Source organism: Actinoallomurus acanthiterrae (assembly GCF_054775715.1).
Genome location: NZ_BAAHCO010000001.1, coordinates 10,072,374 through 10,085,149 on the forward strand (window position 1 = coordinate 10,072,374; position 12,776 = coordinate 10,085,149).

At 68.1% G+C, this 12,776-nt stretch carries 13 protein-coding genes; 4 read left to right on the forward strand and 9 right to left on the reverse strand.

Annotation, left to right across the window (positions count from 1 at the left end):
* Nucleotides 1-25 precede the first annotated feature (25 nt).
* The gene (locus tag ACYVF7_RS47495; RefSeq protein WP_460352763.1) at nucleotides 26-688 is read left to right on the forward strand and encodes a DUF7002 family protein; all 663 of its coding nucleotides are present in this window, start codon (nucleotides 26-28) and stop codon (nucleotides 686-688) included.
* Here ACYVF7_RS47495 and ACYVF7_RS47500 read toward each other — a convergent pair.
* Nucleotides 675-1,619: a LysR family transcriptional regulator gene (locus ACYVF7_RS47500; RefSeq protein ID WP_460352764.1), complete on the reverse strand. Its 945-nt coding sequence runs from the start codon at nucleotides 1,617-1,619 to the stop codon at nucleotides 675-677. The two genes, ACYVF7_RS47495 and ACYVF7_RS47500, sit on opposite strands and share 14 nt — an antisense overlap.
* Nucleotides 1,620-1,692: 73 nt before the next feature.
* On the opposite strand from ACYVF7_RS47500, the gene ACYVF7_RS47505 reads away from it, so the two are divergent.
* Entirely contained in the window at nucleotides 1,693-2,079 is a 387-nt protein-coding gene (locus ACYVF7_RS47505; RefSeq protein ID WP_460352765.1) for a RidA family protein, read from the forward strand.
* Here ACYVF7_RS47505 and ACYVF7_RS47510 read toward each other — a convergent pair.
* Both ACYVF7_RS47510 and ACYVF7_RS47515 read right to left on the reverse strand, forming a co-directional pair.
* Nucleotides 2,058-2,654, reverse strand: a complete 597-nt coding sequence (locus ACYVF7_RS47510) for a hypothetical protein (protein WP_460352767.1) — start codon at nucleotides 2,652-2,654, stop codon at nucleotides 2,058-2,060. The two genes, ACYVF7_RS47505 and ACYVF7_RS47510, sit on opposite strands and share 22 nt — an antisense overlap.
* A gap of 111 nt (nucleotides 2,655-2,765) precedes the next feature.
* Nucleotides 2,766-3,311: a helix-turn-helix domain-containing protein gene (locus ACYVF7_RS47515; RefSeq protein WP_460352768.1), complete on the reverse strand. Its 546-nt coding sequence runs from the start codon at nucleotides 3,309-3,311 to the stop codon at nucleotides 2,766-2,768.
* A gap of 51 nt (nucleotides 3,312-3,362) precedes the next feature.
* Here ACYVF7_RS47515 and ACYVF7_RS47520 point away from each other — a divergent pair, with 51 nt between their 5' ends.
* Entirely contained in the window at nucleotides 3,363-4,523 is a 1,161-nt protein-coding gene (locus ACYVF7_RS47520) for a pyridoxal phosphate-dependent aminotransferase (protein WP_460352769.1), read from the forward strand.
* Between the two features lie 22 nt (nucleotides 4,524-4,545).
* Here the strand turns inward: ACYVF7_RS47520 and ACYVF7_RS47525 are convergent, their stop codons facing one another.
* Nucleotides 4,546-5,010 carry a MarR family winged helix-turn-helix transcriptional regulator gene (locus ACYVF7_RS47525; protein WP_460352770.1) on the reverse strand — a complete coding sequence of 155 codons (465 nt, stop codon included), beginning with the start codon at nucleotides 5,008-5,010 and terminating at the stop codon, nucleotides 4,546-4,548.
* A 109-nt stretch (nucleotides 5,011-5,119) separates the two neighbouring features.
* Here ACYVF7_RS47525 and ACYVF7_RS47530 point away from each other — a divergent pair, with 109 nt between their 5' ends.
* On the forward strand, nucleotides 5,120-6,067 hold the full coding sequence (locus tag ACYVF7_RS47530) for a quinone oxidoreductase family protein (protein WP_460352772.1): 948 nt from the start codon (nucleotides 5,120-5,122) through the stop codon (nucleotides 6,065-6,067).
* 35 nt (nucleotides 6,068-6,102) lie between these two features.
* On the opposite strand, the gene ACYVF7_RS47535 is transcribed toward ACYVF7_RS47530, so the two are convergent.
* From ACYVF7_RS47535 to ACYVF7_RS47555, 5 genes are all read right to left on the reverse strand, one after another.
* On the reverse strand, nucleotides 6,103-7,584 hold the full coding sequence (locus tag ACYVF7_RS47535; protein WP_460352774.1) for a class II fumarate hydratase: 1,482 nt from the start codon (nucleotides 7,582-7,584) through the stop codon (nucleotides 6,103-6,105).
* Entirely contained in the window at nucleotides 7,581-9,296 is a 1,716-nt protein-coding gene (locus ACYVF7_RS47540) for an NAD-dependent malic enzyme (RefSeq protein WP_460352775.1), read from the reverse strand. Before ACYVF7_RS47540 ends, ACYVF7_RS47535 begins: the two co-directional genes overlap by 4 nt.
* 264 nt (nucleotides 9,297-9,560) lie before the next feature.
* A complete protein-coding gene (locus ACYVF7_RS47545) occupies nucleotides 9,561-10,598 on the reverse strand; it encodes an FAD-dependent oxidoreductase (protein WP_460352777.1) in 1,038 nt (345 codons plus the stop codon).
* Nucleotides 10,599-10,608: 10 nt separating this feature from the next.
* Nucleotides 10,609-11,775 carry a hypothetical protein gene (locus ACYVF7_RS47550; protein ID WP_460352779.1) on the reverse strand — a complete coding sequence of 389 codons (1,167 nt, stop codon included), beginning with the start codon at nucleotides 11,773-11,775 and terminating at the stop codon, nucleotides 10,609-10,611.
* Between the two features lie 11 nt (nucleotides 11,776-11,786).
* Nucleotides 11,787-12,746 (reverse strand): 2-hydroxyacid dehydrogenase, encoded by a 960-nt coding sequence (locus ACYVF7_RS47555; protein ID WP_460352781.1) that lies wholly within the window; start codon nucleotides 12,744-12,746, stop codon nucleotides 11,787-11,789.
* Between the last annotated feature and the right edge of the window lie 30 nt (nucleotides 12,747-12,776).

Genomic DNA, 12,776 nt, shown 5'->3' on the forward strand with positions numbered 1-12,776 from the left:
CCGTACGGGCGGGGAGGGCGCTGAGGTGGATCTCGAGGAGTTCGTCACGCGCTTTCCCGTCGCGTATCACGTCACCGAGGCCGGCGCGTGGCCGTTCATCCAGCGGCACGGGCTGTTGAGCACGAGCGCGCTACTCGACCTGTTCGAGATCGACGCCCGGACCCGGGAGCAGATCGAGACACGCCCCCGCCCAGCGTCGGTGACGATCGACCACCCCGATCATGGGACGGCCGTCATCCGCGACAACAAACCGCTGCGCCCGCACATCCTCGAGCGCTGCCTGGACGGCTGCGGCGTCACCGACTGGTGCCGCGTCCTGAACTCCCGCGTGTTCTTCTGGGCCACCGAGCAGCGACTCGAGAACCATCTCCGCGCACGCGGACACCGTCACCAGGCCCGCGAACTCGTCACGATCGACACCCGCTCGTTGATGGAACGGCACGGCGCGTCGGTCACCCTTTGCGCGTTCAACTCCGGCAGTGCGCTCTACCCGAACGCTCCACGCCGCGGACCGGACACGTTCACGACGGTCGAGCACTACCCGTACGACGAGATGCGGCGCCGCCACGGCGCACGCAACGCTCTCGCCGAGATCTGCGTCCAGTGGGGACTGCCCGACATCACCGCCGTGGCGTCCTCGATCCACGCGATCACCGAAGACGGGGCTCGCCACCTCATCGGTCCCTGACCCGCCCGACACGGCCCGCGCTGCTCGGCGTCGCCGCCGCTGCTTCGCCGACGGTCTCCAGCAACCGTGCGACGAGAGGGCCGCCGTCGTCCGTACGCCATGCGACGGCGACCCTCGTACGGGCCGTGGCCGGCTCGAGCCGGCGGTACGCGACGCCGCCCAGGCGGATCCGGCGGATGCTCGCGGGGGCCACCGAGACGCCGAGGCCCGCGCCGACCAGGGCGCAGACGGTCTGCCACTCCACCGCGCGCTGCACCACGCGAGGCGTGAAGCCCGCCACCTGGCACAGGCCGATGATCTGGTCGTGAAACAGCGGGCCGGTCGCGCGCGGCAGGAGCACGAACGGTGATTCCGCCAGGTCGGAGAGGCGTACGGAGCGCCCGGCCGCCAGCGGATGCGCGGCCGGCAGGACCGCCACGAACCGCTCGGTCAGGACGGTCCGGAAGCGGAGCCCCGGTTCGTCGTCCGGCGGCTCGCGCAGGAGGCCGACGTCGATCGTGCCCTCGCGCAGGGCGTCGAGCTGCGGTGCCGTGGTCATCTCACGGATGTCCATCCGGACGCCGGGGAAGCGTTCCCGATGGGTGCGCAGCAGCTGCGGAAGGACGGTCAACGCCAGCGAGGCCGCGAACCCGAGCCGGATCCGCCCCGCCTCGCCGTCGCCAGCGGCGCGGGCCGCCGCCAAGCCGTCCGCCAGCTCCGCGATCGCCTGCCGGGCCGAGGGCAGCAGCGCCTGTCCCGCCGGGGTGAGCGTGACGCGGCCTGGCCCGCGATCGAACAGCGGATGGCCGATCCTGTCCTCCAGGCGGCGGATCTGCTGGCTGAGCGGGGGCTGCGCGATGCCCAGCCGCTCGGCCGCGTGACCGAAGTGGAGTTCTTCGGCGAGCACGGCGAACGCGTACAGCTGCTGGAGGGGAAGCTCAGGACGCTCCATACGCCTAGAGATATCAGTCGATGAGTAGACATGTATTAGACATATCGCTACTGCTCACCGTACGGTCCGGCGCATGACAGAGCGACGCGCGATCCTGAGCGGTTCCACCTTCGAGGAGCAGATCGGTTACGCCCGGGCCGTGGTCGACGGCGACTGGGTTCACGTGTCCGGTACGACGGGGTTCGACTACGCGACCATGACGATCTCTGACGACGTCGTCGAGCAGGCCGAGCAGTGCCTGCGCAACATCGAGGCCGCGCTGGCCGAGGCGGAGTGCGACTTCGGCGACGTGGTGCGCGTGCGGTACCTGCTGCCGGACCGCGCGGACTTCGAGCCCTGCTGGCCCGTGCTGCGCCGCTGCTTCGGCGAGGTCCGGCCGGCCGCCACGATGATGATGTGCGGCCTCGCCGACCCGCGCATGAAGATCGAGATCGAGGTCTACGCGCGGCGCCGCCGGTAGTAGTGCACGGTCAGCAGGCCCAGCAGGGGTCCCCAGGCGGCCAGCGGCGCGTACGCCACGGCGAAGGTGACGGCCTGCCATCCGTGCACGACGAGACCGGTGTGGTGAGTGCCGTCGATCATCCGGCCGAGACCCAGCATGACCAGCGTGTACGGGAAGACGAGCAGCGCGGCGGAACCGAGGCCCGCCGGGATGACGGCGGCGAGGGTCGGCACCCGTCGGCCGCCGATGCCGGGGATCCAGCGTGGCACCACCTCACCCCACTCGCTGACCAGCCCGAAGGCGAGGTAGGCCAGCGCTTCGCTGACGACGCTGAGCGCCACGACGTACCAGAGGCCGGTGACCAGCACGGGGCCGTGGCCCGCAGCGGGTTCCGCAGTCGGTTCGAGCAGCGGGACGTCGAAGTTGAGCGCCGCGATCCGCCAGAGGCATGAGGGCAGCACGGTCAGGGTCGTCGCGTACGCGGCCCACACCGCCCACCGAGGGACACCGGGGGCGGTCCGGCCGTGCAGCCCCGCCGCGATCCGGCGAACAGCGCCGAACCCTCCGCGTTCCCGATCGCCGTGCCTGTTCATATCCGTCCTCCCGTGGGCTGTGCCTGCGTATGACCCAAGATCACGAACAGGCATGTCCTCGCGCCTCCCTCACCGGAGGGAGCCGGATCGCCCACAGGGGGCACGTCCGGGTCAGGGTTCGGGATGCAACATCAGGAGGAGGGCACGGTTGCGGGGGCCGTGCCCCTCATAGACGTGGGGCCTCGCCGCGTCGAAGCGGATGGAGTCGCCCGCGTCGAGGGGCGTCGCGGCGTCCGCCGGTCCGGTGGTCACGCGCCCGTCCGTGACGACGACGCACTCCTCGACACCGGGTAGGTGGGCGTCCGAATGCTGCGCCGTGGCCGCCACCTCGAGGTCGTACACCTCGACGGTGCCGCGGATCCGGATGCGGTGGAGGAGGCGGGCGCCGACCGCGTCGCCTTCGACGCGGGGCCGGTCGTCCGTCGACCGTACGACCTCCACGGCCGAGGCGGGCGCCTCCAGCAGCTCGCCGAGCGGGACCTTCAGCGCCGTGGCCAGGGCCCACAGCGTGCTCAAGGTGGGGTTGGCCTGCCCCAGCTCGATGCCGTGCAGGGTGGTCTTGCTGATCCCGCCCGCCGCCGCGAGGTCGGCCAGCGAGACGCCGGCCGCGGTGCGCAGCCTCCGCAGGTTGCCGCCGACGACTTGCCCAACGTCCATGCGTATCAGCATAGTGGTACATCCATACCGACATAGCGAATCGAGGGCACCGTGACCGTGACCCGTCTGCGCGACATCCCCGGGATCGGAGTGGACGTGGTCGGCGACGCCGCCGACGCCGTCGGCGACCCCGGCTTCCTGCGGCTGGAGAACCTCGACACCGACCTCCGTCCGCCGGCGGTCGCGCTCGCCGCGACCCGGTCGGCCGTCGACGACGATGCTGCCAACAGCTACCTGCCGTTCCAGGGGCGCCGGTCGCTCCGGGAGGCGGCCGCGGCGCACGTCGGCCGGATCGCCGGCCGCTCGTACGACGCCGCCACCGAGTGCGTCAGCGTGGCCGGAGGCCTCAACGGCGTCCTCAACACGCTGCTCGCCACGGTGGAGCCGGGCCAGGAGGTCGTCCTGTGCGACCCGATCTACGCCGGTCTGGTGAACCGGGTACGGCTCGCGGGCGGGGTGCCGCGCTTCGTGCCGACGGAGGCGACGGCGGAGGGCTGGACCGTGGACCCCGAGCGGCTCGCCGCCGCCGTCGGCCCCCGTACGGCGGCGGTCCTCATGATGGGCCCGGCCATGCCGACCGGCCTCGTGCTCGACGACCGGCACTGGGCGGCCCTCGCCGACGCCTGCGAGCGGCATGACGCGTGGCTGATCTACGACGCGGCGATGGAACGCATCCGGTTCGACGGCCGGCGTCCGAGCCACCCGGCGTCCCATGACGGGCTGTCCGACCGGACGATCACCGTGGGCTCGGCCTCGAAGGAGCTGCGGATGATCGGCTGGCGCGTCGGCTGGGTCGTCGGCCCGGCCGGCATCCTCGCCGACGTCCGACTGGTCGGCCTGACCAACGTCGTGTGCCAGGTCGGCCTCGCGCAGGACGCCGTGGCCGCCGCGCTGGACGAGCCCGACGCCGACGCCGACGTGGCCGCCGCGACGGCCGAGTGGCGGCGGCGCTGCGACACGGTGCTGCGGGAGCTCGCCGCGTACCCGGTCGTCCCGCCGCACGGCGGCTGGTCGCTGCTCATCGACACCGGCCCGCTCGGCCTGACCCCGGCGGAGCTGTCCAAGCGCCTGTTCGACCGCGCGAAGGTCGCGGCCACCCCGATGGACGGCTGGGGACCGAGCGGAGGCCGCCACCTGCGCCTGGTGTTCGCCAACGAGCCGGTCGAGCGTCTGGCCGGTCTCGGCGACCGCTTCCGCCGGGCGGTCGGGTGACCGTCACGCCGCCTGACTCGGCTCAGGCGGTGGGCCGGGACTCGGGCTGCGGGGTCTGCCGGGCCAGGATGATGGTCGCGCGGTCCAAGAGCTCACAGAAGGACGCGTGCTCGGCAGGGGTGAACGCGTCGGTGAGCGCACGCTCCAGCACGATCACCTCCTGGTAGGCACGGTCCAGCAACCGCTGCCCTTCCTCGGTCAGTGCGGCGATCATGACCTTGGCGTGCACCGGGGACGGCTCACGGACGATGAGGCCCTTGTTCTGCAGACCGGTGAGCACGGTGGCCATGGTCTGCTGGGTGACACCGCAGGCACGGGCCAGTTGGGCGCCGGACATGCCACCCTCACGCGAAAGCGCCAGCAGCACCGTGTACTGCGTCATGGTGAGCCCATAGCCGCGCAGCACCGCCTCGTGGTGCCCCATCAGCGTCTGCTCGGCACGCCGGATCCGGGTGCACAGATACTCCTCGACCGGGACCTCGGTCATCACATCACCCAAACTTTCACAGCTGGCTGAGTTGACTCAGCATGCTGATACTCACTACTTTCAGCGGCGTCGATATCAGCATACTGAGTCAACTCAGGAGGTTGTCATCATGAAGGCCGTCATTCTCGACACCGACGACCAGTTCCGCCTCACCGACCTCGAGGAGCCCGTCCCCGGTCCCGGGGAGGTCGCCATCGCGGTCGCCTACGCCGGGATCCAGTACGGCGACGTACTGGTCCGAAGCGGCCACTTCCCCGTGCCACGCCCGTTCGTCCCCGGTTTCGAGGCCGCCGGGCGCATCATCGCAGTAGGCGACGGCGTCGACCCGGCCCGCGTCGGGCGGCAGGTCACCGCGTTGACCAGCGCCGGTGCCTACGCCGGCGTGGTCATCGCATCCGCCGCCCTCGCCTTGGACGCGACCGGGGTGGATCCGCGCGTCGCCGCGGGCTTCGGCTGGATCACTCCCACCGCGTACGACCTCATCAACACCGTCACCCGCGTACGGCCCGGCGAAAGCGTGCTGATCCACGCTGCCGCGGGCGGCGTGGGCACGCTGGCCGCGCAGTTCGCCAAGAACGCCGGAGCAGCCAAGATCATCGGTGTAGTCGGCAACGGTGACCAAGCCGACTACGCCGCCGGATTCGGCTACGACCAGGTCCTGACGCGCGACCAGTTCCCCGACGCCCTCGGCGACGAGCGGTTCGACGTGATCCTCGACCCCATCGGCGGCCCTACCCGCCACGCCAATCTGGAACGGCTCGCCCCCCACGGCCGGCTGGTCGCCTACGGGAACATCGCCACCTTCGAACCCGTCCAGGTCTCCGTCAACGACCTGCTCATGCAGGGCAGATCCCTACTGACCTACAACAGCAACCTGCTCAGCGAAACCCACCCCGACCGCCTCGCCGACAGCGCCCGCCAGGCACTCCGGCTCGTCGCCGACGGCCAGGTCCACATCGACATCACCGCCGAATACGAACCGGCCGACCTCGATACCGCCATCCAGCGGCTCGCCGACGGCGAGAGCCGTGGGAAGAGCATCCTCCGCATCGCTTGAGCACGACCCGGCCGCGGCGAACGGCCGGGCGCTTCTCACGTGCGGTCGTGGCCGCTCGCGGCCGTTCGTCCGTCGGCGACTCCCGGCCTGGTGAGGTTCTCGGGGACGACGACGCGTTCGAACAGTTCGCGGCTGACCCCGGATCTCAGCGCGGCGTCCTTGAGGGTCAGGTCCTCGTCGAGGGCGCGGTGGGCGATCCGGGCGGCCTTGTCGTAGCCGATGACCGGGCTGAGGGCGGTGACCATCATGATCGAGCGTTCGAGGTTGTCGCTGAGCCTTCCGGTGTTGAGCTCGGCGCCTTCGACGAGGTAGAGGCGGAAGTGCTCGATCATGTCCGACAGGATGCGCGTCGAGTGCAGGACGTTGTTGATGATCACGGGGCGGAAGGCGTTGAGCTCGAAGTTGCCCTCGCCGCCGGCGATGGAGACGGCGGTGTCGTTGCCGATCACCTGGATGGCGACCATCAGCATCGCCTCGGCCTGGGTCGGGTTGACCTTGCCGGGCATGATCGACGAGCCCGGCTCGTTCGAGGGCAGGGTGAGCTCTCCGAGGCCGGTTCGCGGCCCTGACGCCAGCCAGCGCAGGTCGTTGGCGAACTTGAACAGCGGCGCGACGAGGGTGCGGATCGCCGCGGACACGCGCACGAGCGCGTCACAGGACGCCTGGGCGGCGAACTTGTTGGGCGCGCCGGTGAACGGCCGGCCGGTCAGGTCCGCGATCTTCGCGGCGACCTCGTCGCCGAAGCCCGGCGGGGCGTTGAGCCCGGTGCCGACCGCGGTCCCGCCGATCGCCAGCCGGTACAGCCCACGGGTGACATCGCGCAGGTGGTCGGTGGCGTCGGTGAGCTGGGCGACGTAGCCGGACCACTCCTGGCCGACCGTGAGCGGGGTGGCGTCCTCCAGGTGGGTACGGCCGATCTTCACGACGTGTTCCCACGCGCGGCTCTTGGCCTCCGCGGCGTGCCGCAGCCGGTCCAGGGCGGGCAGCAGTCTGGTCTCGATCAGCTGGACGGCGGCGATGTGCATCGCGGTGACGAACGTGTCGTTGGAGGACTGGCCCATGTTCACGTGGTCGTTCGGGTGCACCGGGTCCTTGCTGCCGAGCCGCCCGTCCAGCAGCTGGATCGCCCGGTTGGAGATGACCTCGTTGACGTTCATGTTGGACTGGGTGCCCGAGCCCGTCTGCCAGACGTACAGCGGGAACTCCGCGTCGAGGTCACCGTTGATCACCTCGTCGGCGACGCGGGCGATCAGGTCGGCCTTCCACCGAGGGAGCCTGGCTGCGGCGTTGACGATCGCCGCGGCCTTCTTGACGTGGCCGTAGGCGTGGTAGATCTCCTTGGGCATGCGGTCGTCGCCGATGTCGAAGTGGATCAGCGAACGCTGCGTCTGCGCGCCCCAGTAGTGGTCCGCGGGCACCTCGATCTCGCCGATCGAGTCGGTCTCGGTGCGGGTACCGGTGCCGGTAAGGCCGACGGGCAGGTCCATGACCCGCGGTGCGGGGTCGCCGGTGGTCATGACCGCCGCCTCCTGACCGGCTTGTACTCCGGTTGCCACATCGCGTCCTGAACGGCCTGGACCGGCTCCTTGAGGTCGGCGCGGGCCAGGTTCTCCCGGGCCGCCTGTTCGGCGACCGCGACCGCGACGGTCGCGGAGACCACGCGCAGGTTCTCGACCTGGGGAAGCAGTGACGCGCCGGGACTGGCCGCGTCGACCATGCCGGCGACCGCCTCGGCGGCGGCCTGGAGCATGCCGTCGCTGACCCGCCGCGCGCGCGAGACGATCGCGCCCAGCCCCAGGCCCGGGTAGAGCAGGGCGTTGTTGGCCTGGGCGATGGAGTAGGTGACGCGGCCGTACGTGATCGGGTTGACCGGGATGCCGGTGGCGATCAGTGCCCGGCCGTCGGTCCAGTGCAGCAGGTCGTCGGGCATCGCCTCGATCCGCTCGGTCGGGTTGGAGATCGGGAAGATGACGGGCCGGTCGACGGCGTCGGCCATCGCGCGTACGACCTGCTCGGTGAAGGCGCCGTGCACGGTCGAGGTGCCGAGCAGCATGGTCGGCCGCACCCGCTGGACGACCCCGAGCAGATCCTTCTGCCAGTCGGCGACCTCGGAGGCCGGGCGCGCGTACGGAGCCTGGAAGTCCCGCAGGTCGTCCATGTCGTCGACCAGCAGGCCCTGCTTGTCGATCGGCCAGATCCGGCGGGTGGCCGTGTCGTGGTCGAGTCCGTCCCGGACCATCGCGGCGCGCAGTTGGTCGGCGATCCCGATGCCCGCGGTGCCGGCGCCGAACACGACGATCCGCTGGTCCCGCATCGGCGTGCCGGACACCCGTACGGCGCCGAGCATCGCGGCCAGCACGATCGCGCCGGTTCCCTGCATGTCGTCGTTGAAGGTGGGGATCCGGCCGGTGTACTTCTCCAGGATCCGCCGGCCGTTGGACGGCCCGAAGTCCTCCCAGTGCAGCATCGCGTTGGGGAACATGCGGGTGGCCGTGGTCACGTACGCGTCGATGAAGTCGTCGTAGCGCCGCCCCCGTACCCGCGCGTGCCGGTTGCCGACGTACCCCGGGTCGTTCAGCAGCGCCTCGTTCTCGGTCCCGACGTCCAGGGCCACCGGAATGACACGCGCGGGGTCGATCCCGGCCGCGGCCGTGTAGACCGCGAGCTTGCCAGCGGCGATCCCGGTGGCGCCGCCCACCCCCCAGTCGCCGATGCCCAGGATCTCCTCGGCGTCGGACGCCACCACCAGATCCACCTCATCGGAGTCGAGGCCGAGGTTCGCGAAGGCCCGCTCGATGCCGTCGACGTCGTCGATGGACAGGTACACACCGCGCGGCCGACGGTATTCGTGACTGTAGGTCTCGATGGCCTGCGCGACCGTGGGGTCGTAGACGATCGGCAGCATCTCCCGCAGGTGATCGGACAGCAGCCGGTAGTAGAGGACCTCGTCGCGGTCGCGCAGGGCCTCCAGGTAGACGTTCTTCAGCAGATCGGTCGCCTGCGCCTGATACTGCGCGTACGCCCGGTGGACCTGTTGGTCGATCGTCTCGACCGCCGGCGGAAGCAGGCCGTGCAGACCGAGTTCGTCGCGTTCCTCGGAGGTGAACGCCGTCCCCTTGTTCAACAGCGGCTCACGCAGGACCTCCAGCCCGCGCGCGGAGGTGACGTAGCCGCCGTCCACCTCCTCGAAGATCTGACTGATCCCCGCCGGTCGCCCGTTGCGTCGCATTGCCGCCTCCAGCGTTCACGGCCCCGAAAGGGGCGCACACGTTCGTACGCAGCCCTGCCCACGGGAACCACCGGACACGCCAGGCGCGGCCCAAGCCTTCCTCATGTCTTACCCAGCGATCGCCGAAGGTACGGGAGGCGCTGGCCAACTGTCGCCGTACTCCAGGACGTGGTCGAACGCTTCACCGGTGTCGGCGACCGCTCCCGCAATGCGATCGGCTGATCGTCAGGCCGGGTCGGCGAGCCTTCCGTTCGTATCCGTCGGTCAACCGTCGTGCGGCCGGCTCAGGATCTCGCCTTCACCGTTAAGCGTTCGTTCCCAAAGGTCGACCGCATCGATCACGGACCCCCAGCCCAGGGTCCAACCATGCGCGCCGTGTCCGTAGTTGTGTACGACGATCTTGTCCGCGAACCGCTGTATCTCTAGCCGTACGCCCGAGGTGCGAAACGGCCGGACACCGGCGACGACTTCTACCGGCTCGCGGAAGAACTCCATGACGGGCGCGAGTCCAGTGGCCGCCACGATCTCAGGCAATATCTCCGTCGCGAATCCACGAAGACGTTGATAGTAATGCGCTTGCGGCATGCATCGCTCTTCTCCCGGGACAAAGAACGAGCCAAGATAGAGGCCATAATAGGTCGACAGTGCGACGAACTCGCCAAGGCCGCAACCGAATTCAACGCCCAGCGGGCGCAGCCGGATCGCCTGGCCAAAAATGGGGAAGACGTCGGGGTCGGGAAACACGGACGTGCTTCCGAAGCCCATACAATTGAAGATAAAGCCAGCAGGAACGGCACGGGCACCGATGGCGTCCAGGGTGACTTGGTGGTATTCGACTCCGCGCACCACAAGATCGGAGAGCAGGTGATCCAGGAAGGCGACCGAGTCAACGCACGGTAGCTTGAACCGGACGTACTGACCGTACCCTAGGAAGGACTCCGGTAGATCGACCACTTCGACGCCGGGAAGGTTCGTCGCCGGCAGCCATTCGATCGGGAACGAGCCCTCCAGCAACCCGTCTCGACAGAACTCAACATGATCGACGGTGCAGTAAAATGCGCCCCGGGCGAAGCCTTCGTATAGTTCGAGCGAGGCAGAGGTCCAGCGCATACGACGACGAAACTCGACCGACTTCGGATCGAAGGGGAAAAATGGCAAAATGATGCTGCCAGCGGCCGCTGATGTTGTCGAGCGCGGCCCACTCGCCGAGTAAATCCGTACTTTGTGACCGCGGTCCTGGAGTCGCTTGGCAGTCAGCAGCCCGATGACACCGGATCCGAGTACCGCGACCTCATCCTTCATTCGGGCTTGATCAATCGTTCGCCCACCGCTCGAACTTTTCTATCAGCTCAAACGCTTTCTCTTCGCAATTGTGCACGGTGATTCCATCGGCGTCATAATCCAGCAGCCGCTTCGCGATGGCGTGCGCTTCCTCCGTGACGTTCACCCCATCAGTGGCCGAGATCGATCGAATGCCATCCCAACGGCCCGCCTGGATGTTGATCTCCACAGCGCCATCCGGCGACAGACCGGTCGGAAGGTCGAGAGAGGCGCGCCCGGCCTCGACGCGGACAGGGTAACCACCGGGTAGCCCGAGCACACCTGGGGCATGGGTGTAGTGCGGTGATCCGTCGAGTAGTGCGTTAAGAACGCTCATTGCCGAGCTGACCGTGACCGCCTGGCCAGCGGCCCCTTTCACGCGGCGGAATTTCCCGGCTACCGCAGCGAATATCGCCTCCGCGTTGAGCCGATGGGACACATCCTGCCCGCGGAGCAGGATCTGAAGTGCGAACGGGACGCCGGCACTTGTACCCGAGACCGGCATGTTGTAACTCGTGAAATGGTGTGCGACCAAGCGGATACGGACGTCTTGCACCGGCTCCCCCAGCATGGTTGCAGCCGCAAGCCGCACCCCAGGAACAGCGTTCGCTACATTTCCAATGCCGCAGATCGGCCCGATGCGTTGCCGAAAAATGATCGGATTAACGAGGTCAGGGAATGACGCGTTGATGAACGTACCGGCGAAGGAGCTGATCCGCAATGCCTGACTCAAGCGGAGCGGAAGTAACAGATCGGTCGCCGCCCATATTCCGCTTCCAGCTTGCTTTATTTGGCTTCTCAGGTCGGTCGGCAGTCGGTCGAGCATCCACCAGGGCAGCATCGACGTCGCGTTGAAGATGAGATCCGGCTGATGAGTTCGGACGGCCCCGGCGACCCGCGGCAGATCCAGGATGTCCAGGCAGAGCGGCACCACCTCAGCCATGGCATCGTAGTTCAAGGCCGCGTACCGAGCGAGGTTGATCCGCTGCTCCAGCAGGTCAGCCCTTCGTCCTACGGCAATCACGCGCAGGTCGGGATGAGCACGGACGACCTCATCAATGACACGGCCACCGAGCATCCCGTAGCCAAATATCATCACCGTCTTCGCGTTCACGCGGCTGCCTTCCTCGTGACCGATCTCGACGATCGAGCGCGCCATAGCGGCATGCGCTAGACGACTCGATGCAACGGCGTCCCAGTCTCGAGCATGCTGACGATCGATTTAACCGCGAGGATTCCCATGGCATCGCGAGCGTCGCTGGTCAACGACCCGATGTGTCCGGTGACCATCAACTGCTCCGGCATCTTGCGGCGCAACTCCTCGGTGACTGAGTTCGACACTTCGTAGAAGTCGTCAAAGGCAGCGTATGATACCTGACCCGACTGAAGTGCCTTATTCAACGCAGCGGCGGACACGATCTCGGGACGGGCCGTATTGATCAGAACGAGGCCGGGCTTGCAGGCATCCAGCAATGCTTCGTCGACCATGCCCTCCGTTTCATCATTCCCCGGCGTGAGGACCATAAGCGTGTCGACCGTTGACACCAGTTCGGCCAACGAGACGTTCGCCATCCCCAGCCTTGCCTCGAGGTCCGGCTTTCGGGTTCGCGAGAAGTAGCTGACCTGAGCACCGAAGCCACGGCGGAGGATCTCGGCGACACGGGTACCGATTCCCCCCATTCCGATGATGCCGTGATGCAAGCCAGCCAAGTCGCGCTGCTTCGCCTCATGGCCGTTTTGCCCCGTCTCATACAATTCGGCGTAGTAGTGAATCTTTCGCACGCTGTTGAGCAGGTGGCCGATCGTCAACTCAGCCACCGCGTTACTCAGTGTGTTGGGAGTATTCGTGACCACGATGCCAAGGTCACGGGCAGCCTCGGCGTCCACGTATGCTTCGTAGCCCATACCCAGGAACGCAATGATCTTGAGTTTCGACGCCTGACTCAGAGCGTCGCCGGTGGCTCGCTCGTCACCGCCCAGTAGATAGGCATCCGCGTCGGCAAGAGCGTCCTTTAGCTCAGCCTCGGCCAACAGGCCCGTGGGATTATCAACCGCCCAGCCCTTGTCCCGGAACGGCTGGAAGAGTTTGGGTCGTACACTCACACCCGTGACGAGGATCTTGGCTGTCATGGCGTTCAGGTCGCTCCTGGTCGTAGGGAC